19 protein-coding genes are annotated in these 20,623 nt (G+C 60.1%); 4 read left to right on the forward strand and 15 right to left on the reverse strand.

The window, feature by feature from the left end; translation table 11 throughout:
* Nucleotides 1–3: 3 nt before the first annotated feature.
* Complete coding sequence (locus KDX39_RS21545) at nt 4–972, reverse strand: ABC transporter substrate-binding protein (protein ID WP_184322315.1); 969 nt, start codon at nt 970–972, stop codon at nt 4–6.
* A gap of 112 nt (nt 973–1,084) precedes the next feature.
* Nucleotides 1,085–2,803, reverse strand: a complete 1,719-nt coding sequence (gene hutU, locus KDX39_RS21550) for a urocanate hydratase (protein ID WP_231661745.1) — start codon at nt 2,801–2,803, stop codon at nt 1,085–1,087.
* Nucleotides 2,804–3,229: 426 nt separating this feature from the next.
* Here hutU and KDX39_RS21555 point away from each other — a divergent pair, with 426 nt between their 5' ends.
* Both KDX39_RS21555 and KDX39_RS21560 read left to right on the forward strand, forming a co-directional pair.
* Complete coding sequence (locus tag KDX39_RS21555; RefSeq protein ID WP_231661746.1) at nt 3,230–3,997, forward strand: arylamine N-acetyltransferase family protein; 768 nt, start codon at nt 3,230–3,232, stop codon at nt 3,995–3,997.
* 105 nt (nt 3,998–4,102) lie between these two features.
* On the forward strand, nt 4,103–5,011 hold the full coding sequence (locus KDX39_RS21560; protein ID WP_099228767.1) for a DMT family transporter: 909 nt from the start codon (nt 4,103–4,105) through the stop codon (nt 5,009–5,011).
* Between the two features lie 2 nt (nt 5,012–5,013).
* Here the strand turns inward: KDX39_RS21560 and KDX39_RS21565 are convergent, their stop codons facing one another.
* Genes KDX39_RS21565 through KDX39_RS21590 form a run of 6 tightly spaced genes read right to left on the reverse strand, consistent with a single transcriptional unit; the run spans nt 5,014 to nt 11,906 of the window.
* On the reverse strand, nt 5,014–6,420 hold the full coding sequence (locus tag KDX39_RS21565) for an amidase (protein WP_231661747.1): 1,407 nt from the start codon (nt 6,418–6,420) through the stop codon (nt 5,014–5,016).
* Complete coding sequence (locus tag KDX39_RS21570; protein WP_231661748.1) at nt 6,413–7,762, reverse strand: aspartate aminotransferase family protein; 1,350 nt, start codon at nt 7,760–7,762, stop codon at nt 6,413–6,415. Before KDX39_RS21570 ends, KDX39_RS21565 begins: the two co-directional genes overlap by 8 nt.
* Nucleotides 7,740–8,864: an aminotransferase class III-fold pyridoxal phosphate-dependent enzyme gene (locus KDX39_RS21575; RefSeq protein WP_231661749.1), complete on the reverse strand. Its 1,125-nt coding sequence runs from the start codon at nt 8,862–8,864 to the stop codon at nt 7,740–7,742. Before KDX39_RS21575 ends, KDX39_RS21570 begins: the two co-directional genes overlap by 23 nt.
* Nucleotides 8,865–8,873: 9 nt before the next feature.
* Nucleotides 8,874–9,755, reverse strand: a complete 882-nt coding sequence (locus KDX39_RS21580) for a TauD/TfdA family dioxygenase (RefSeq protein ID WP_210042005.1) — start codon at nt 9,753–9,755, stop codon at nt 8,874–8,876.
* Nucleotides 9,730–11,298 (reverse strand): AMP-binding protein, encoded by a 1,569-nt coding sequence (locus KDX39_RS21585; RefSeq protein WP_231661750.1) that lies wholly within the window; start codon nt 11,296–11,298, stop codon nt 9,730–9,732. Before KDX39_RS21585 ends, KDX39_RS21580 begins: the two co-directional genes overlap by 26 nt.
* Complete coding sequence (locus KDX39_RS21590; protein ID WP_099228761.1) at nt 11,295–11,906, reverse strand: thermostable hemolysin; 612 nt, start codon at nt 11,904–11,906, stop codon at nt 11,295–11,297. The genes KDX39_RS21585 and KDX39_RS21590 overlap by 4 nt, the downstream gene beginning before the upstream one ends.
* A gap of 152 nt (nt 11,907–12,058) precedes the next feature.
* Here KDX39_RS21590 and KDX39_RS21595 point away from each other — a divergent pair, with 152 nt between their 5' ends.
* Nucleotides 12,059–12,991: a LysR family transcriptional regulator gene (locus KDX39_RS21595; RefSeq protein WP_231661751.1), complete on the forward strand. Its 933-nt coding sequence runs from the start codon at nt 12,059–12,061 to the stop codon at nt 12,989–12,991.
* A gap of 169 nt (nt 12,992–13,160) precedes the next feature.
* Here the strand turns inward: KDX39_RS21595 and KDX39_RS21600 are convergent, their stop codons facing one another.
* From KDX39_RS21600 to hutC, 6 genes are all read right to left on the reverse strand, one after another.
* On the reverse strand, nt 13,161–13,865 hold the full coding sequence (locus KDX39_RS21600) for an anti-sigma factor (protein WP_231661752.1): 705 nt from the start codon (nt 13,863–13,865) through the stop codon (nt 13,161–13,163).
* Nucleotides 13,862–14,428: a sigma-70 family RNA polymerase sigma factor gene (locus KDX39_RS21605; protein ID WP_184322305.1), complete on the reverse strand. Its 567-nt coding sequence runs from the start codon at nt 14,426–14,428 to the stop codon at nt 13,862–13,864. The genes KDX39_RS21600 and KDX39_RS21605 overlap by 4 nt, the downstream gene beginning before the upstream one ends.
* Nucleotides 14,429–14,527: 99 nt before the next feature.
* Nucleotides 14,528–15,061 (reverse strand): DUF3455 domain-containing protein, encoded by a 534-nt coding sequence (locus KDX39_RS21610; RefSeq protein ID WP_004880392.1) that lies wholly within the window; start codon nt 15,059–15,061, stop codon nt 14,528–14,530.
* Between the two features lie 104 nt (nt 15,062–15,165).
* On the reverse strand, nt 15,166–16,341 hold the full coding sequence (gene nhaA, locus KDX39_RS21615) for a Na+/H+ antiporter NhaA (RefSeq protein ID WP_231661753.1): 1,176 nt from the start codon (nt 16,339–16,341) through the stop codon (nt 15,166–15,168).
* A gap of 27 nt (nt 16,342–16,368) precedes the next feature.
* Entirely contained in the window at nt 16,369–16,986 is a 618-nt protein-coding gene (locus KDX39_RS21620) for a HutD/Ves family protein (RefSeq protein ID WP_231661754.1), read from the reverse strand.
* The gene (gene hutC, locus KDX39_RS21625; protein WP_184322514.1) at nt 16,983–17,693 is read right to left on the reverse strand and encodes a histidine utilization repressor; all 711 of its coding nucleotides are present in this window, start codon (nt 17,691–17,693) and stop codon (nt 16,983–16,985) included. The genes KDX39_RS21620 and hutC overlap by 4 nt, the downstream gene beginning before the upstream one ends.
* Before the next feature lie 179 nt (nt 17,694–17,872).
* On the opposite strand from hutC, the gene KDX39_RS21630 reads away from it, so the two are divergent.
* Entirely contained in the window at nt 17,873–19,237 is a 1,365-nt protein-coding gene (locus tag KDX39_RS21630) for a formimidoylglutamate deiminase (RefSeq protein ID WP_231661867.1), read from the forward strand.
* 107 nt (nt 19,238–19,344) lie between these two features.
* On the opposite strand, the gene KDX39_RS21635 is transcribed toward KDX39_RS21630, so the two are convergent.
* Nucleotides 19,345–20,613: an MFS transporter gene (locus KDX39_RS21635; protein WP_210042011.1), complete on the reverse strand. Its 1,269-nt coding sequence runs from the start codon at nt 20,611–20,613 to the stop codon at nt 19,345–19,347.
* Nucleotides 20,614–20,623: the final 10 nt, after the last annotated feature.

Below are 20,623 nucleotides of genomic sequence, written 5' to 3' on the forward strand. Positions count from 1 at the left end.
CGTTTACAGCGAGGCGTCCACCTTTTTCGCGGCGTCTTCACTGACCCACTGGTGCCAGACTTCCGGATGTTCTTTCAGGAAGATCCGGGCAAGCTTCGGCGATTCGATGCGGTCCTTGGCCATGCGTCCCAGGTTCTGGTTGAGCAGGTCGATCGGCAGATTGACCTTCTCCAGCATCGCAACCAGTTCAGGCGCTTCATCATGGAACACTTTGGACACGCCGACCTTGATATCGATCGTCTTGTTCACCCCGGCTTTTTCTTCCAGACGTACCAGATCCACCTGGCCCATCAGCGGCGTCGGCGACCAGTAATACGTCAGGATCGGTTCGCCACGCTTGTAGCTGGACAGGATAGCCGCGTCCAGCGCCGGGCCGGTGCCCGGCCGGAAATTGGTGTACTTGTTCTCCAGACCGTAGCTCTTGAGCATCTCGCTGTTTTCCAGCTCGCAGGTCCAGCCGGCCGGGCAGTTGTAGAAACGGCCCTTGCCGGGTTCTTCCTGATCCTTGAACACCGCCGAGTACTGCGCCAGATCGCTGATCGACTTGAGGTTCGGCGCCTTGGCTTCCAGCTTGCGCTTGGCATCGCCTTCGATCACGTAACGCGGCACGTACCAGCCTTCGACTGCACCGACGATAGGCGCGCCGACACCGACCACTTTTCCGGCGGCCGCGGCCTTGTTCCACACTTCGCTGCGACCCACCCATTCTTCAGCGAAAATCTGGATGTCGTTGGTGCTCAGGGCGTTTTCCATGGCGATGGAGTTGCCGGGCAGTGCGTCCACGGTGCAGCCGTAACCTTTATCCATCACAATCTGCAGGATGTCGGTCAACAGCATGGCGCTTTCCCAGTTCAGGCCCGCGAATTTCACCGGCTTGCCTGATTCACACCAGTTGGCGGCCTGACTCGCTCCGGCGCTGGCGAGCAAGCCAGCGGATACCAGAGTGGTCAACAGGGCCTTTTTCATATTCATTGTCGATGCTCCTACGCCTGAAAGGGATGGTGGCAGCTTCAAAACAGGCATCCGGCCTTCGGGCGTTTTCACGCCCGTTCCCGAGGGCTGTCGGTGATGACCGACAGGTTCCTTAACGTCCGATCATCGGCAGGTTCAAGCCCTGCTCTTTGGCACATTCGATAGCGATGTCATACCCCGCGTCGGCGTGGCGCATGACGCCGGTGGCCGGGTCGTTGTGCAGCACACGGGCGATTCGCGCAGCGGCTTCGTCGGTGCCGTCGCAGACGATCACCATGCCCGAGTGCTGCGAGAACCCCATGCCGACGCCGCCGCCATGGTGCAGAGACACCCAGGTTGCGCCACTGGCGGTGTTGAGCAGAGCGTTGAGCAACGGCCAGTCGGACACGGCGTCGGAGCCGTCGCGCATGGCTTCGGTTTCGCGGTTGGGGCTGGCGACCGAACCGGAGTCCAGGTGGTCACGACCGATCACGACCGGTGCCGACAGCTCGCCGCTGCGCACCATCTCGTTGAACGCCAGGCCGAGCTTTGCGCGCTGGCCCAGACCGACCCAGCAGATACGGGCAGGCAGACCCTGGAAACTGATGCGCTCGCGGGCCATGTCCAGCCAGTTGTGCAGGTGTTCGTCGTCCGGGATCAGTTCCTTGACCTTGGCGTCGGTCTTGTAGATGTCCTGCGGGTCACCCGACAGCGCGGCCCAGCGGAACGGGCCGATGCCACGGCAGAACAGCGGACGGATATAGGCCGGAACGAAGCCGGGGAAATCGAAGGCGTCTTTGACGCCGACTTCCTTGGCCATCTGGCGGATGTTGTTGCCGTAGTCGAAGGTCGGAATACCGGCTTTCTGGAAGGCCAGCATGGCTTCGACGTGTTCGGCCATCGATTGCTTGGCGGCCTTGACCACATTGGCAGGCTCGCTGACCGAACGGGCGCGGTACTCGTCCCAGCTCCAGCCTTTTGGCAGGTAGCCGTTGAGCGGGTCGTGTGCGCTGGTCTGGTCGGTCACCATGTCCGGGCGCACGCCACGGCGCACCATTTCCGGCAGGATTTCGGCCGCGTTGCCGCACAGGGCGATGGAGATGGCCTTGCCTTCGGCGGTGTATTTGGCGATGCGGGCCAGCGCGTCATCCAGATCGACGGCCTGTTCATCGACGTAGCGGGTCTTGATGCGGAAATCGATACGGCTCTGCTGGCATTCGATGTTCAGCGAGCAGGCACCGGCCAGTGTCGCGGCCAACGGTTGCGCGCCGCCCATGCCGCCCAGGCCTGCGGTCAATACCCAGCGACCTTTGAGGTTGCCGTCGTAATGCTGGCGACCGGCTTCGACGAAGGTTTCGTAGGTGCCTTGCACGATGCCCTGGCTGCCGATGTAGATCCAGCTGCCAGCGGTCATCTGGCCATACATCGCCAGCCCCTTGGCATCCAGTTCGTTGAAATGCTCCCAGTTCGCCCAGTGCGGCACCAGGTTGGAGTTGGCGATCAGCACGCGCGGGGCGTTGCTGTGGGTCTTGAAAACGCCGACCGGCTTGCCGGACTGCACCAGCAACGTCTCGTCGTCATTCAGGTGGGTGAGGCTCTCGACGATCTGGTCGTAGCACTCCCAGTTGCGCGCCGCCCGCCCGATGCCGCCGTACACCACCAGTTCATTGGGGTTCTCGGCCACTTCCGGGTCCAGGTTGTTCATCAGCATGCGCAAGGGCGCTTCGGTCAGCCAGCTTTTTGCTGTCAGATGCGTACCACGTGCAGCACGCACCTCGCCTTCGCGGTGACGGGTCCAGTCCTGCTTCAGGTCTTGATTATTCTCGGTCACAAAAAAATCCTCGGCGATCATTCCAAACCAGCCCGTGAAGGGCGCTTGCATCCGTCTGGCAGGAGCCAGTCGGCCAACTTGTCTCTACTCGTATATACAAGCATATGCAATCCGAAGGCCAACTTGAATTGACGACGTATGCCGCCGCGCAAATGCCCGGTTTAAAGGGGGGACTGGAGAGGGCACGGATAACGGGACGTTTCACTGCTCCGTCCCCAATCTGTTACTTGATACGTTTCCTGCGCTGTTTTGGGGCGGCAGGTAACAGAATGATGCACAGCAGGATGGTGCGTCCGTTAAACCTGATTTCTCGATAGTTGAGCGGTAGATTTTCGTTTGTGGTGGGGGTGGCGAAGCGGCCTAATCTGCCCAGTTTGATGAGGGAATCAGGCTGCGTGACAGAGACGGCGTAACGAAACTGCCAGACGCTGGCAAAAGGATGTGTTCATGGCCGCACAAGCTCACTCACCACATATGTATCAAGTGTTCGGTCTTCATCGCACCTGGACGCAACACTACGTTTTCAACAACCTCAACGCTTTGCTGAACGGGCCTCCCGATCTTTCGCCTGATAAACTGCTGCGCTCGCTGGAGCGGTATCGGGGCGGCTATTGCCATGAGCTGAACTCGGCCTTCAAGGCGCATCTGGAACGCCAGGGTATCGAGGCGACGCCTTATCTGGCGCGGGTGGTCTACCGCACAGGTGACCGTGTTCTGCCACCTTCGCACCTTTACCTTCTGACACAGGTCGCAGGCCGGGTGCTGCTGTGCGATACCGGTTTTGGTAACGGTTTGCTCTGGCCTATCGAACTGGGCTCCGCCAGCGCGCGGCCGCAGAACACGCTGGCGTTTCAGGTGCGTTCATCCGACAGCGGCAGAGGCTTGTGGATCAGCGAGCAGGGCCAGTGGGACGAGTTATACCGGCTGGGCGATGAGCCTTCGCGGCAGGAGCATATCGACACGGCCAACCACTATTCGGCCACCTCGCCCGACTCCATTTTCTGCCACAACCTGGTATTGACCCGCTATGCCCGCGGTGGGCGCAGACGTCTGTTGAATCTGCGTTACGTGAATGAAGCGCAGCAGACGGTGTTACTGGATTCACGCTCGGCGTTCGACAACTGTCTGCAAGGCCAGTTTGGCGTGAGGCCCACATCGGCGGAGGTCGGGCGTCTGTTCGAGATTGCCTGCAATGCCGCCCGCCCGGCCGCCTGACGAATAACTGTAAGTGAATAACTGAGCGTACTTATTTAAAAACTAGCACCCGTACTTCGTGCTGTTTACCCATCATGCGTACTGATCCTGTTTTCGGAGCGCATGATGAAAGACGCTGGTTTTTCAACCGCCCATGGCGGAATGGTTATTTGGGCAGCCTTGATTGCCTCATCGTTTTTTGCCGCCGGCTATGTGAGTCAGGCGGTTGATCCGGTGCTGCTGACCGGGCTGCGCCTGCTGTTCTCGGCGCTGTTGTTCCTGCCGATTCTGTTGGTGAAGGGCAACCTGTCGATGAGCATGAGCCGACTGCGTTGTCACTGTGTGCTGGGGTTGCTGCTGGCGGTCTATTTCGGCTCGCTGTTCGAAGCCCTGCGCTATACCTCGGCGGTGCACACCGCAACGCTTTACACCCTGGTGCCGCTGATGACGCTGTGCTTCGAGGTGGCGCTGATGCACGGGATGATTCTCAAAGGCCGGGTATTTCCGATGCTGACCGCTGCCGTGGGCGCTGTGCTGCTGATCGTCGCAGGGTCGCATGCCGATGCCACGCCTTCGCTGTACGCGTTGGTGGTCTACGGGGTGGGCTGTCTGGCGATGGCGCTTTATTCCCCACTGAGTCAGCGCTATAAGCTCAAGGCGCTGAGCGACACCAGCCCGGTCGCGATGACGTTCTGGAACATGTTGTTTGGCGCACTCTTTCTGCTGCTGATTGCCGCTGTGACCGGAGGCTGGCGGACCGGGGCGGAGCTGGTGGCGATCGACGTCTTCTGGCTGTTTTACCTGGCGCTGTTCGGCACACTCGGGACGTTCTGGCTGTTGCACCGCGCCATCGGGGTCATCGGGTCTTCGACGGTGATTTCCTACGTCTACCTGAGCACGCTGTTCGTCACCCTGTCTCGCTGGTTTCTCGGGGAACAGCCGGTATCGATGGGGGTAACCGGCGCCTTGCTGGTCCTGCTCGGCATGGTTGCGCTGGTGCTCAAGAGCCGCCAGCGCAAGCTTGCCACAGCCTGACGTCAGCCCGCCTCGACGAAGGCTGGCTGCCAGCCTTCGAACTCGCTCTCCAGGTAGGAAGCCACTCTTAGCAGTTGTTCTTCCTGCCAGTGGGGCGCGACGATCTGAATGCCGATCGGCATGCCGTTCTCCGGATCGTGGCCACACTTGATGACCGCTGCCGGTGACCCCGACAGACTGAAGGGAAAGACGAACGCGTAGCGGCCCCGGTCCTCGAGGGATGCTCCGTGGGCAAACGCGACATCGCCATATACCGGAGAAATGAACAGGTCGTAGTCGGTGAAGAACCGCGCAAGCTGGTGGCGGAACGTGTCGATCATGACCCAGTCACGCTTCAGCTCTTCGGTGCTCAGCTCGACGCCACGGCTCATTTCCAGCAGTTGCGCGGTTGCCTTGGTGAACTGGTGCTTGCCGATGGCAGCGAACAGCGCTTCCCATCCCTTGCCGCCGTCGCCACCGGTGATGAAGACCCGCCACAACACGTCGCACGCTTCTTCGAGCAGGGGCGGCAGTGCGTCTTCTACTGCGCTGACCACATCGTTCAGGCGGATGGCGACTGCATCCAGCACACTCTGGACGGCCGGGGTCACGCGGGCGACGGACGATTTGCCCGATACCGCGATTCGCAGATCCTGCAAAGGCTTGCCGGGTGCAAAGGGTACGTCCACGGTGTCCGGGTCTTTCTGATCGGCACCGCTGATGAGTTTGCCCAGCACTCGCAGGTCGTCGACATACCGGCCCATGACGCCGAAGGCCGAAGTGATGTGGAACAGGCCCGAGCGTTCGTTGGGGTATTGCCCGCTCAGCGGGACGCGGCCCTGGGTCAGCTTCAGACCACAGATACCGTTGAAATGGGCCGGAATACGCACGCTGCCGCAGGCGTCGGAGGCCAGACCTGCCGGTGAAAGACCTGCAGCGATGGCGGCCGCTTCACCGCCGCTGCTGCCGCCTGCAGTACGACTTGAGTCGTGCGGGTTGAGCGTACGGCCGTACAGCAGATTCTCGGTTTCAAAAGCCATGCACAGTTCTGGCACGTTGGTGATGCCGAGAATGATCGCTCCGGCTTTTCTCAAACGGGCCACGGCGGTAGCGTCAACGGCGCTGGGTTCGTTGCGCCACTGCTCTACGCCCCGGGACATGCGGAAGCCCTTTACATGGCACACGTCCTTGATGGTGATCGGAATGCCATGCAACGGCCCGCTGAACTGCCCTTTGCGTGCCTGGGCGTCCGCTTCCTCGGCCTGTCGAAACAGGCTCTCGCGCTGCTCCTGCTGGATGATTGCGTTGATCTGTGGATTGCGTTTCTCGATACGCCGCAGGTAGAAGTCGACCAGCGAAACGCTGGTCAACACGCTGCGCCGGATCAGACTGGCCATTTCTTCGAGCGTCAACTCGTCCGGTTTAAGCATGCTTGAGTCCTTTCTTGCTGCCGAGCCACTTGTTCGGAATCTGGTACATGTTGCGCACCACCAGCGAAAACACTTTCACGAACAGCTTCGGCTTGGCGGCAATCACCTCCAGTGATTCCTCGATCATCTTGAGGACGTGGTCCAGCGCCTCGGGTGTGATGTTCAGCGGCGGGTAAAATCTGAGCACCGGATGCGCGGCCTTTTCGTTCATCGAGTGCCCGGCGTGTACGCCACGTTTACCCAGTTCCATGCTCATCAACGCTTCGTACACCGAACCTCGCAGGCGCAGGCCGGTCATCAGGCCGACGCCCGGTACATCTTCGATGATCTGCGGGAAGCGGGACGCCAGCCGTTGCAGGCCATTGCGCAGCAGGCCGCCGTTGATCCGCGACAGCTCCACCAGATTGTGCTGCTGGATGTAATCGATGGCGGCCAGTGCCGCAGAGCAGGCCAGTGGATGGCCGCCAGTGGTGCGGTTGTCCGGTTCGATTTCGTCGAGCGGGAAACGGTTGGTCAGGGCCTGGCTGTAAACGGCACAGGCGAACGAGGTGTAGCCGCCCGTCAGACCTTTGGACAGAATCATGATGTCCGGCACCACGTCATCGTACTGAACCGCGAACCACTTGCCGCAGCGTCCGAACCCGGTCTGGATTTCGTCGGCGATAAGCAGGGTCTGGGTCGCATCGCACAGCGCGCGAATATTGGCCATGTAGCCGACGGGCGGAACCTGCAGGTGGGCGCCGCCCAGAATCGGCTCGACATAGATGGCGCAGACACCTTCGCCGACGGCCTTTTGCAGCGCCGCGAAATCGCCATACGGCACGTAGGTGACTTCTTCCGAATAGGTGCCGTAGCTGCTGTGGTGTTGCTGCTGGCCCAGAATGCTCATGGCTGCCAGGGTTTTGCCGTGATAGGAATCGGTCATCACGACGATGCCGCGCCGATGCTTCTGAACCTGCAGCACGTAGCGCATGGTCTGCTCGATGGCCTCGGCGCCCGACACCATGTAACGCACCTCGCCCCAGTCACCGGGAATCAGGTGGCGCAGGCGCTCCGACAATACGGCCTGCGTCGGGTGTTCACGACCTTCCGGCACCCACGCCAGCTCGCTCAGTTGCGCCTGCACTCGCTCGCGGACCGTCGGGTTGCGATGGCCGACGATGAACACACCGTAGCTGCACGCGCAGTCGATGAATTTCTTGCCAGTGTGGTCTGTGACATAAATGCCGTCGGTGCTTTTTTCCACCGAGGTCTTGCCGATGCGATAGAGCTTGGCGGCCGAAGCGCTCCAGAACTGTTCGCAGTCGTCCAGCAGTTGTTCACGCGGCATGGTTGAGGACATGTCTGAAAGTCTCCTTGATACGTTGGCCGGCGCGTTCGACAGGCAGGGATCTGGCGGTAACAGGGCAGCGCAGCACCAGCGCATTGCCGCGCGTGGGGCTTGCATACACGCCGTTCTGGTAAAGGGCTTCGCGCAGTTGCGCCTCGTTGCGACCGTGCAACGGCACGCTGACCCAGCCGCCCAGTGCGGTGGCGCCCAGGTCTGTCAGTACGCTGGTCAGTAACTGGCCGTTGTGCGTACAGTGCTGAGGCGAATTATGGGTATGCAGGTAATCAAGCGTGGTCAGGGCCGCGACGCAGGCCATCGGGTTGCCGGCCGTGGTGCTGCCATGTTTGGCGGGCGTACTGCGGCCATAGACCGTATAGGCCATTTCTTCGCTGCAGGTGTAGGTGCCGATGGGTACTGCGCTGCCTCCCAACGGACCGCCCAGCACCGCAATGTCCGGAGTGTTGGTGTACTGCTGGAAGCCGAACAGGGTGCCCAGGCTGCCCAGGCAGGTGGCTACGTCCATGGCGATGACCGGTGCCTTTGCGTCACCGGCGGCGGCATACAGACGGTCGAGCAAGGGCTGCTCGATCAGGCGCAGAACGCCCTTTTCGTCAGTGATGACGCTGGTGTAACAGACCGCGAAGCAATCGTTCCAGTCGATTTTGGCCAGATCGTCGGCATGACTGACGGCAACGCGCCTGAAGCCCAGCAGTCGCTGGATTTCGCTGTAGCGGTCAGGCTGAGTCAGGCTGCGACCATAGGTCAGTGAGCCGTAGTCGCCGCCCTTGATGAACACCAGTGTGTTGCGACGTGGGTTCAGCCCCTTGCACAGTTTCAACGCGCCTTCGAAGGCTTCGTCACCCGAACTGCAGACGTAGGAGCTGACCAGAGGATCCGGCAGCAACCCGGCGAGTCGGCGGCACAGAGCGATCAAGGGTTCGGACATCAATACCCGGTTGGACAGTCCCATGATCTCGGCCTGGGCTTTGACGGCGCTGATGACTTCCGGTACCTGAAAGCCGAAACCGCCCGACAGGTCGATGATTTCCTGGCCTTGTGCGTCCGAGTAGGTCTCGTAGAGTCCGGCCACAATTGTTTTATTAGTGTTTTTCATAGGGGGCTCTCAGCGATAGCTCAAGGCGTTGAAGATGCGACGGCGGTCGTCGACGATGGCCTGGCGTCCGTGCATGACCCGGCGGTTATCGATCATCACCATGTCGTTGTCACGCCAGCCGACCGGGTAGGTCAGGGCGGTCGAAACCTCTTCGATCTCGTTCAGGAACTGCTCGGGAATGGCGTCGCCCGAGACGGTGTCGATGATCGGCTTCTCGTAATTGAACGACGGACCGAGGATGCTGTTGGCGAACGCAGGCCGCTGGCTGATCGGCGAAACCGGAATGGCCGGAGTGGAAAAGGCGTAGTGAATGGAGTCGTCGCTGGTGTTGAAGGTGATGCGCGTCTGCGGGTCGTTGCCGACGATCTGCATCAGGTCATCCGGCGTGACGAGGCTCGGATCATTCTTGTCGGCCGAGTAGTGGCAGACCAGACGACGCCATTTGTCCGCGCTGACCGTGCGGCTGTAGCGAATCGGGTTGTTCTCGAAGAAGGTCCGGCAGTCGGCCGACAATGCGCGCAGCACGGCTTCACCGTCGCAGAGCGTGGTCTGCGAACCCTGGCGGGGCGCTTCCTGACAGTAGAACCAAGTGATGTCCGGCCAGAACGGAGAGTTGCCGTTCTCGCAGTGCAGACCGATTTCCTGGGTGCCGGCATCGACCAATTGAGCGGCGCCGCCGACCATTGTGCGGGCCGGGTCCAGGCTCAGACGCGAACTGTTGTTCTTCACGAACCGGCTGAAGGTTTCGGCTTCATGAATACAGTCACGCATGAGCACCACGCCATAGGTTCCCAGCAACTCGTAGAGCGCCTGGGTTGTCAGCGTGGCGAATTGCGCGGGTTCGATCACCGCGAATTCGGGGTTGTCAGAGCGAGAGGCAGGCATGTTCATCGGCAGAAGTCCTTTGCATGGATGGTGAAAAACGGTGCGCGAACGCTTGGGCAATCTCGGCGCGCTTGGGGCGACCGGTCACGGTGTACAGCTGTTCAAGCAGGGGATTGGCGAGGTCCAGCAGCCAGAGCTTGCTGGGGCGTTCCACGTCGGAGAAACGTTTGGTCGACCACTGCGCTAGATCGTCGCGATCCGGTTGCGACTCGACGCACAGCAGGGCGATCAGGCCGTGGTCTTCGTCCAGAAAGACCGCCGCATCGCGAACGCCGTCGTATTTGCGGTATTCCAGTTCGACCTGCTCCGGGCTCACGTTTCGGCCGTTGGCCAGGCAGATCACATTCTTCTTGCGACCGTGGACATACAGGTAACCGTCGCTGTCCAGTGCGCCCAAGTCGCCGGTGTCCATCCAGCCATCGGCGCTCATGGCGCACGCGCTTGGGTCCGTGCCGGAATAACCGCTGAACAGCGACGTGCTTTTGACTTCGATGGTCTTGTCGAGGCCGATGCGAACCTGAACGTGCGGCAGCGGCTTGCCGACGCTGCCCAGGCGTTGCTGTTCGGCGGTGTTCACGCTCACCACCGAAGCGTTTTCAGACAGCCCGTAACCCTGGAAGACCGACACGCCTTCGGCTTCAAGGGCGCGCAGGATGTCGATGTCCACCGCCGCACCGCCGCAGGTGATGTGCACCTGCTCTTTGAGGTACGTGGCCAGGCTTTGGGCAGCTTCTCGGTCACCCTGGAGCCTGCGCAGAAATTCGTTGAGCATGACCGGCGGCACGGTGAGCGCGGTGGGTTTCACCCGTTGAATCCAATCGGTCAGGCGCGCAGGCGATGCGCCCGGCTCGCCCAGCAACGGCTCGCTCTGCGGCAGAAAGTGAATCGTGCCGCCTGCCAGAAGCGGCAGATAGGACGCAGTGACCTGTTCCAGCAGCAGGCTCAAAGGCACCAGCGACAGGTAACGGAGGTGGGCATTGGCCGGCATCCTGAATCGCAGCGAATTCAGCACCTGGCCAATCGCGGCGCAGGACAGCCGGACGCCTTTGGGGTTACTGGTCGTGCCTGAGGTGTGAATGATCTTGCAGATCCAGTCGTGCTCCACCGCCGTTTGGGCCAGCGGCTGAGGAATCGCCGGTAAATCCAGATGGCGGACCTTGCTGGCGGGCAGGTCCAGAAGCCAGCGCTCGGTGAGCGTTTTCTGACCCGCCGAGTCAACGAGAAAACCGTCACAGTGCGCTGCCAGGTTTTCCGCCTGGACCTGACTGAATGCCAGAGGCAGCGGCAAAGAAGTTATGCCAGCGAACAGACAGGCCAGGTCGGCGATCAGCCACTGACTGGTATTGCGCGTGACGATGCCGATCACCACCGGATCGTTTGGCACCCTGGGTTGGAATCGATGCTGCAACTCAGCAGCCAGTGCAAACGCCTGTTGGCGCAGCTCGCGGTAAGTGAGGGATTTGGCGCTGTCTCCGTGGTCTACCGCGCAGACTTTCTCGCCGTGAACCTGCAGTGCGGAGCGCAATTGGGCAATCAGGTTTGCGCTCATTGCGTCACCCTCGTCTGGACAGGAAGGTGATTGAACAGCGTGCCGAGTGTCATGGCCGCGAAGCGCGAGCGTTGCGGGTCGACCTTGATGAACCCGGTGATCGGACGCTTTGCGTAGTAAGAACCCCAGTTCTTGCCACCGTCTTCTGAGAGGCGCGTGGGGTCGGCGGTGAGCAGTGGTTCGAAGACGATCTGGCAGCTTTCCATCATTTCCCGCACGCGCGGGGTCACGGTGCAAAGCAGGTACTGCGCGCCCATGCACCAGGCCAGCAGTGGGATCATGTTGACCATGATCACGCCGGCCGTGACGTGGTGCGAGATCAGGCTGCCGATTTCGGCAATCGAGGCACGTTCGATCTGCTGCCCATGACGCTCGGACAGAATTTCATGAATGGGGCGGGGCAGGTACTGTTCGGAAAACAGTGTGCGGTGATCGCCGAAGGTAATTCCGGCGCATGACATGATTCTTTCATCTTCGTCCTGAGTGAGGGCGAAATACTGTGGATTGGGTTCTATGTTCGCTTTATATGATGACTGAAATTTACTCTTAACTATTTCGACAGCCTGCTTCCACAGCGGTGATTCACAGTCGGTCACGCGTATAAGCATGATGGCATCTCCATTGTTCGTGATGATCCTGAAACGTGCTGCGAATGTATTTGGGAAAATTCCTACACACCATTTAAAAAACAAAAACGGTCTGTTAATATCTAAATAGCTGGGTACTCCACGAGCACATTGGACTTCTGGAATATATGGATATGCTTAAAAGCAATATGCTCAGAAAGTTGGATATGCAGGACTTGTTGATTTTCATTTCGGTTTACGAAAGTTCAAGCGTCACCGAGGTCTCCGAGTCCCTTTTTGTTAGCCAATCCACCGTCAGCTACTGCCTGAAGAAGCTGCGTAACAGCTTTGAAGACGAGTTGTTTATCAATACGCGCAGTGGAATGCGACCCACGTATAAAGCCACGACCATGTACAGTCATGTCTTGAAAATTGTGGAAAGTATCAACGTCTGTTATTCCGGTTCCGCACTCTTGTCGCCGCCACAGAAAGATGTAATTTACAATGTCTGTGCGCCCGAATATTTCGAGCTTTTAATCTTGCCGGGTTTGTTGAAGTTATTTTCTGCCAATAATGTTCCGGTCACGTTAAATGTTCAAAAGATCAACCGTGATATCCCCGTTAAAGAGTTGAATGGTGGCACACTGGATCTGGTTATTTGTTTCGGTCCTAATTACCACCGTGGGGGCAGCGGACTAAAATCCCAGATACTGTTGGACGATGATTTAATCTGTGTGGTGGATCGTAACTTCATACCGCCCGAAACAGGCTTCGAACTTGAAACCTTTGTGGCGCGCAGGCACGTCTACCCGACGCCCTGGACGTCTGAAACCAACATGGTAGACGGCTGGCTGAGCAAGCAGGGGTGCAGTCGACAGATCGTGGCCAAGGCCAACAGCTACGGCGCTGCGCTGCACATGATCGCGGGTTCCGATATGGTGGTGACCCTGCCCAGGCGTGTGGCGCAATTAATAGTTAATAATGATATTCATTTTTCCACGGATGCTCCGGCAGGTTTGCCGACATTTACCCTGGATATGGTCTGGAGTGAGAGCGTCGATCAAGACCCTTCCAACTCCTGGATCAGGGAACAGGTGGTCAAGGCGTGTGTGGAATACACGGTTTAGATGATGTTCAGTCAGGTTTGCTTTCGACCAAAGGCCGTATTGTCTTTTGAGTGTCACACAGCGCTGTTTATATTCGTGCGATGAGTAACAGCGCTGTATTGTTGCATCAGGAAAGAGGGTCTATTTCATTATTGGTAACTATCAATAGATTGTCTGACAAAAAACAGCCTCAAATGACTTTCACGGCCCGGCCTATGAACTGAATCGGTCCAGTTGGTTTGCCGATCGGCGAACCGGTGGACTTTTCCAGCGTCAGCTCAAATAACTGGTTGGGCTGCAGCGGCGGCAGTTTATCAAACGGGATGTTCAGGCTTTGTCCTGGCTTGACCAGCCCCAGTGATACCGGGCCTTGCCAGTCGTCACCCTTGGTCCAGAACTCCAGCGCCTTGTCGGCCGGTATTTCGAACGCGCCCAGCGGGATAAGCTGAATTTCCTGCCGATTGCTGGCCTGCACGACCCAGCCGGGTGATTTGTCCTGAGGTCCGACGAGTACCACCAGATAGGAAGGTGGGGCCGGGTCGCGGGTCAGCAGCGTCATGCCCAGCACCATCGAGGCGGCAAGGCCCGCACCGGCCAACCCGCGCCAGATCGCCAGATTGTCCCACCAGCGCACGCGCTGTTCAGGCTGTGCCCTGGGGGCTGCCCGATCCACAAGATTGCGTTCGATCCGCTCCCACAGGCCGAGTGATGGCTTGACAGGATCCGCCAGCTCGGTCAACGGCAACAGCCGTTGATCCCAGGCGTCTATCGCGGCCTGCAGATCCGGTTCGTTGGGCATGCGACGCTGGACGTCGAGCCTTTGTTCGGCGGACAGGGTGCCGAGTACATACTCGCCTGCCAGCTCGTGAATGTTTTCGTCCGAAGGTCGGGTCATCCCATGCACTCCCGCAAAGCCGTCAGGCTGCGCTTGATCCAGGCTTTGACCGTACCCAGTGGCGCGCCGATTTTCTGCGCGATTTCCTGATGCGAATAACCGTCTACATAAGCATGAAACACGCAGTTGCGCCGCACGGGTTCAAGCTGCTCCAGGCACGATGTGATGCGTCCCGGATTGACTCGCCAGTCGAAGGCATCGCCGGTTTCCTGCCAGCCTTCCAGCGTCGCCTGCTCATGATGATCTTCGCTGCCGTCATCGTCATCCCGGACTTCCCGCGCCGTATTGCGCAGGTTGTTGAGCGCCAGATGCCGGGTCACGCTGAATATCCAGCCGCGTGCCGAACCGCGTGATGCGTCGAAACTGGCCGCACGGGTCCAGATTTTCAGGAACGCATCATGCACGATGTCCTCGGCCAGTGCCCGGTCGCGAACCAGTCGCACGACCACGCCGAGCAGCCGAGCGCTTTCCTGTTCATAAAGACGCTGCAGAGCCTGTCGCTCACCGCGAGCGCAGGCGTGCAACGTGCCTTCGTAATCAAAGAGGGATTCGTGTGAGGACAAGGTAATCCGCCATCGATGGACTAATGCCTCGTTGATATCACGAGGACCCGCGCAGCAGCATAGCTCACTGACTGCGCGGTGCCCGATTGCCTGGCTGTATCAGTTGGCAGCCCAGAACAGGTAGTCAGCCTGATACTTGACCACTTCCTTGGCGCCTTTGTTGCTGGCTGCACAGGCAGTGGTCGGTGCCACGCCGCCTTTCAGCGCGGTACGCTGGATGTAGGCAACACCGGTCATGGCGCCTTTGCCCTCGGCCGGGTTGGCCTTGACCAATTGGTACGGCAGGTTGCCTGCGCTCGAAGGTGCGACGGCGACCTGAGTGCCGGTCACTTTCGAGCCGTCTTTGGCTTCCCAGGTGGCAGGTGGGCCGTAGTAGGTGCCGACCTGTTTGCCGCTCTTGTCATTGAGCACGGCCTTGGGACCGACGAACGCCCATTCCATTTCGTTGGGCATGTTGGCTTTTGCGCGGCACTCGTAGGTGATTTCGCCAACCCCGGTGGTTTGCATGCTGATCTTGTGGCCGGCCGGAACCCGAACGCTTTCGGGCAGATCGGTCTGGGCCAGGGCGACGGACGACAGGCAAGTGAAAGCCAGGGTACTACCTGCAAGGCAGAGCAAGCGTTTTGCGTTCATGCAGAAATCTCCAGATGGTTTAACCGCGCTCAGCAACTCGAAGTGGCTGCTGTATGTACTACCCGCGAAGAAACAATCTGGATGCAGTGATTTGAAAATATTTTTCAGGACCGGCTGAAGCGGCTGCGCAGCAGGATGATTCCGGTGATTGCTGCGATACCGGAACCCAGCAGTACGCCGACTTTCACCTCGTCGATCAGGTGTTGCTGACCCGGGAACGCCAGATTGCCGATGAACAGGCTCATGGTGAAACCGATGCCGCACAGGATCGCCACGCCATACAGTTGTACCCAGTTGCTGCCTTCCGGCAACACTGCGAGCCCTGAACGAATCGCCAGCACGGCGGCGAGAAAGACGCCGATCTGCTTGCCCACGAACAGCCCCAGCGCAACACCGAGCGGCACTGGATCGACGAGGTTTTCCATCGAGATACCGGACAGCGAAACACCCGCGTTGGCAAAACCGAAGATCGGCACCACGGCAAACGCGACCCAGTAATGCATATTCTCTTCAAGGAACAGCAGCGGCGAGCGGGCTTCCTCTTCAGGCTTGCCCATTGGAATGCACAACGCCAGCGCGACGCCTGCCAGGGTGGCATGAACGCCTGACTGCAACACGAAGAACCACAGCAGCGCGCCCAACAACAGGTAAGGCAGCAGTCGACCGACGTTGAGGCGGTTCATCACGATCAGCACCGCCAGTGTGGCGAAGGCGGCGCCCAGCATCGGCAGGTTCAGGCCGGAACTGTAGAAGAACGCAATGATGGTGACCGCGCCCAGGTCATCGAGAATGGCCAGTGCGGCGAGAAACACTTTCAGCGAGGTCGGCACCCGATTGCCCAGCAGCGACAGCACACCCAGAGCGAAAGCGATGTCGGTGGCCGCAGGAATCGCCCAGCCGCTCATTGTCTGCGGGTTGCCCCAGTTGATGGCGATGTAGATCAGCGCCGGGACCAGCATTCCGCCCGCCGCGGCAAAGCCGGGCAGGGCTCGTTGCCCCCAGGTCGAGAGTCCGCCTGCCAGCACTTCGCGCTTGATCTCCAGGCCGACCATCAGAAAGAAGATCGCCATCAGGCCATCGTTGATCCACAGCTCGACCGACAGGCCCAGCCATACGCTGTGCAAAACCGAAAAGTAACCGGCGGAGAGCGGCGAGTTGGCGACGATCAGAGCCGCCAGCGCTGCGAGCATCAACACGATGCCGCCTGCCGATTCGGAGGCGAGAAAGCTGGCGAGGATGGCGACGGCTCGGGGTGTTTCCTTGGTCGGGAATTGAGTCATGGTCGTCCTTGAACGAGAAGCTGATTTTTATAGGGCGCCCAGGATACCTTCATTGCCAAGGGCGTTCAGCTCAATCAGGCAGCAACGGCTGGCGCCTGAGGATTGCAGCTCGATCTCCATGAATCCGCCGTTATTGTCCACCAGCGCGCAGTCGTGCTTGCCAAGGATTTCCCAAGGCTGACCACTGACGCTCAGCGCAATCTGCTCGGCCATGCTGAACAGCACAAAGGTGCTGGCCGAACTGAACAGCCTTTGCGGCTGGCGCACGTCGATCCACTGCAAGCGAGCGTTGTACCGATGTGCAGCGTAGATCAGATTGAAATCCCGGATCGGCCCGTCGAGCAGCGTGCACTCGACCTGACTGTCGCCGCTGAATGCGAACGGGTCGGAGGGCAGCAGTGGGCGGCTGGTGGTGCCATCCACCGACAACGTCATGCCCGCGCCCTGCAGAACCGTGATAATTCGCTGATAACCGGCAAACACTGAAAAGCCACCCGAGTTCTCGATGTCTGCAATCGACAGGCGCCAGCCGAAACCGTCCAGATCCTGACCGGCGTCACGGGCGATTTCTTCGGTGCTGCCGCCGCCGTTCTTCCACGGCATGCGTGGGTAATCGACGGCACGCAGGATGCGGGTCTGAGTCATTTGGTGAAACGTCCTTCAAGGCGATGACGGGAGCCGGGATGGATCAGGCGTGCAGCGGTCACTGGCTGGCGGCCCGACCAGGTGCGGCGTCGAATCAGCAGGCAGGGTTCGCCTGCGTCGATCTGCAACAGCTTGCACTCGTCGGGCTCTGCCAGAATAGCCTCGACCACGTGTTCACCCTCGGTCAACGGCGCAACTTGCGACAGATAGGCGTAGGGCGTCTGTTGAGTGAAATCCTGCTTGAGGTAATCCGGCGCGACCAAGGCGTTCACGAAACGGTCTTCGATCTGCACGGCAATGTCGTTTTCATAGTGCACGATCAGCGAGTGGAACACCCGCTGGCCCTCGCGCATGTCCAGCGCCAGCGCACGCTCGGAGCCTGCCGCTTCTTCCTTGAGAACGATGACCTTGCAGGAATGACGATGGCCTCGTGCGGCGATCTCGTCAGCGATATTGTGGACTTCGAACAGCGCCGACTGACTCTTGGGTTCGGCTACGAAAGTGCCGACACCCTGCATGCGCACCAGCAGGCCTTCGGCCGTCAGTTCGCGAAGGGCGCGGTTGATGGTCATGCGGCTGAACCCCAGTTGCGTCACCAGCTCGCTTTCCGACGGCACGCGATGATGAGGCGGCCAGGTGCCGTTCTGGATCTGCAGGGCGATCATGTGTTTGACGCGGGCGTACAAGGGTGCGGGACTTTCGCCCATCTGGGCTGCCAATGATGAAGAGGCGGGCGGCGTCGGCACGTGTGTGTCCTTGTTGTCGAGATGATTCAGGCGCTCAAGCTAACCATTAAGCGGTGGTACGGCAAGTTTGCCGACGGTTTACCGGCTTGCCAAACGTCTGTATATGTATATACAAATTACAGTGATGGGGTATGAAGTCAATGTCAGCCTTCTTTGCCGAGCGCGCGTTACTCCCTGACGGCTGGGCCAGCGATGTACGTCTGGAAGTAAGCCCTGAGGGAATATTGACGCGGATCCAGATCAATGCCGATCGGCAGGGTGCTGACGTGGTCAGCGGCCCTTTGCTGCCCGGCATGCCGAACCTGCACTCGCATGCGTTCCAACGTGCCATGGCCGGGCTTGCGGAAGTGGCGGGCAACCCGAACGACAGCTTCTGGACCTGGCGCGACCTCATGTACCGTCTGGTCGGGCGTATCACGCCGCAGCAACTGGGCGTTATTGCCCGCCAGCTGTATATCGAAATGCTCAAGGGCGGCTACACCTCGGTCGCTGAATTTCATTACGTGCATCAGGACGTGACCGGCAAGCCTTACGCCGATCCCGCCGAGCTGGCGGTGCAGATCAGTCAGGCGGCGAGTTCCGCCGGTATCGGCCTTACCTTGCTGCCGGTGCTCTATAGCCATTCAGGTTTTGGCGGGCAGGCACCCAACGAGGGGCAGCGTCGATTTATCCACAGCACCGACAGCTATCTGGACCTGCAGGCGCGTTTGCAGCCGATTGTGGCGAGCCAGACGGCACAGCGACTGGGCCTGTGCTTTCACTCGCTACGCGCCGTTACGCCTGAGCAGATCAGCGCGGTGCTGGCCGCCAGCGACTCGCATTGCCCGGTGCATATCCACATTGCAGAGCAACAGAAGGAAGTCGACGACTGCCTGAGCTGGAGCGGTCGGCGCCCTTTGCAGTGGCTGTATGAAAATACGCCTGTGGATAACCGCTGGTGTCTGGTGCATGCGACCCACGCCGAGCCTGACGAAGTGACGCTCATGGCGAACAGCGGTGCAGTGGCCGGTTTGTGCCTGACCACCGAGGCGAACCTGGGCGACGGTATTTTTCCCGCGGTGGATTACATCGCCCAGGGCGGACGCTGGGGTATTGGCTCGGACAGCCATGTGTCGCTCAGCGTCGTCGAAGAACTGCGCTGGCTGGAGTACGGCCAGCGGCTGCGCGATCAGCGCCGTAACCGTTTGTACCGCAGCGATCAGCCGATGGTGGGCCGAACCTTGATGGACGCTGCGCTCGCGGGTGGCGCCCAGGCGCTGGGTCAGGAAATCGGCGCGCTTGAAATCGGCAAACGTGCGGACTGGCTGGTGCTGGACGGTAAAGACCCGTACATCGCCACCGCGACGGGTGACGCCATTCTGAACCGCTGGCTGTTCGCGGGCGGTGATCGGCAGATTCGCGACGTGGCTGTTGCCGGACGCTGGGTGATTCGCGAAGGACGGCATGCTGATGAAGAGCAGAGTGCACAAGCGTTTGCGCAGGTGCTGAGCGCATTGCTGGGCTAGTCAATAAAGCCTTGAATCGACGCAACACCTCTGGGAGAAGCAACCGCCACGTCTTCGACCTGGTCCGGTTGCGTCGCAGTTCACTGAACGGCAGGTGTTTGCAACGCTCAACCCCGGCCCGCCAACGGCTGCAATTTCGCCAGCCGCCACGCTACGCCCAACGCTATCAGCAGCAATACGCCAATGAACAGCCCGATGCCGTTCCAGCCCGCGTAGTGCCAGAACACGCCGCCGCCGGTACCGGCCACGCTCGAGCCTGCGTAGTAGCAGAACAAATAGAGCGAGGTCGCCTGGCCTCTGGCCACGGTAGCCCTGCGGCCGACCCAACTGCTGGCCACCGAGTGCGCGCCGAAGAAGCCGAAGGTGAAGATCAGCACGCCCGTGATGACCACCGCCAATGGCGTGAACAGGGTCAGGCTCAGGCCGAACAGCATCATGACGATCACGGCCCACAGCACGCGGCGACGGCCCAGTCGGTCAGCCAGTGAGCCAATCTTTGCCGAACTGTAGATTCCGGACAGGTACACCACCGAGAACACACCCACCACGGCCTGACTCAGGTTGTAAGGCTCGCTCAGCAACCGATAGGCGATGTAGTTGAACAACGTGACGAACGCGCCCATCAGCAGGAAGCCGGTCAGAAACAGCAGTGGCAGGCCCTTGTCGCGGAACTGCACGACAAAGCCGTCCAGCAGGCTGCGCGGGTGCAGCGAGCGGGCGCGGAAGTTGCGTGATTCGGGCAGGATTCTCCAGAACACGGCGGCGGCAATCAGCGCCAGACCGCCGACCACCAGCATCGCGGCATGCCAGCTCACGTAATCGATCATTACCCCGACGATCAACCGCCCGCTCATGCCGCCGACCGCGCTGCCGCCGATGTAAAGCCCCATCGCCAGTCCCAGGTGCGTGGGGTGTATTTCTTCGCTGAGGTAGGTCATGGCCACGGCTGCGAGACCGCTGAGCGACAGCCCGACCAGCGCCCGTGTGACGAGTACGCCTTCCCAGCTCGGCATCAGCGCACTGGCGATGGTGAACAGCGAGGCGCAGAACAGCGCCATGACCATCACCGACTTGCGCCCCAGCCGGTCGGAAACCGGACCGGTGATCAGCAGGCCGATGGCGAGCATGGCCGTAGCGACCGAGAGGATCAGGCTGCTCTGGGCTGCGGTGATGGAAAACTCTTGCGAGAGCATCGGCATCATCGGTTGCACACAGTACAACAGGGTGAAGGTCGAAAATCCGCCGGCGAACAAGGCCAGCGCGGTGCGCTTGAACAGCGGCGTGTTTTTCTCGATATAGCTGTCACCCAGCGGGACAGATGCCTCGGCAGACACGGTGTTTGACTTGATGGCGGATGGAGCGGCGGCAGGGTTCAAGGTCAACCTC

It is taken from the genome of Pseudomonas sp. CDFA 610 (assembly GCF_021147865.1).
Taxonomy (GTDB): Bacteria; Pseudomonadota; Gammaproteobacteria; order Pseudomonadales; family Pseudomonadaceae; genus Aquipseudomonas; species Aquipseudomonas alliivorans.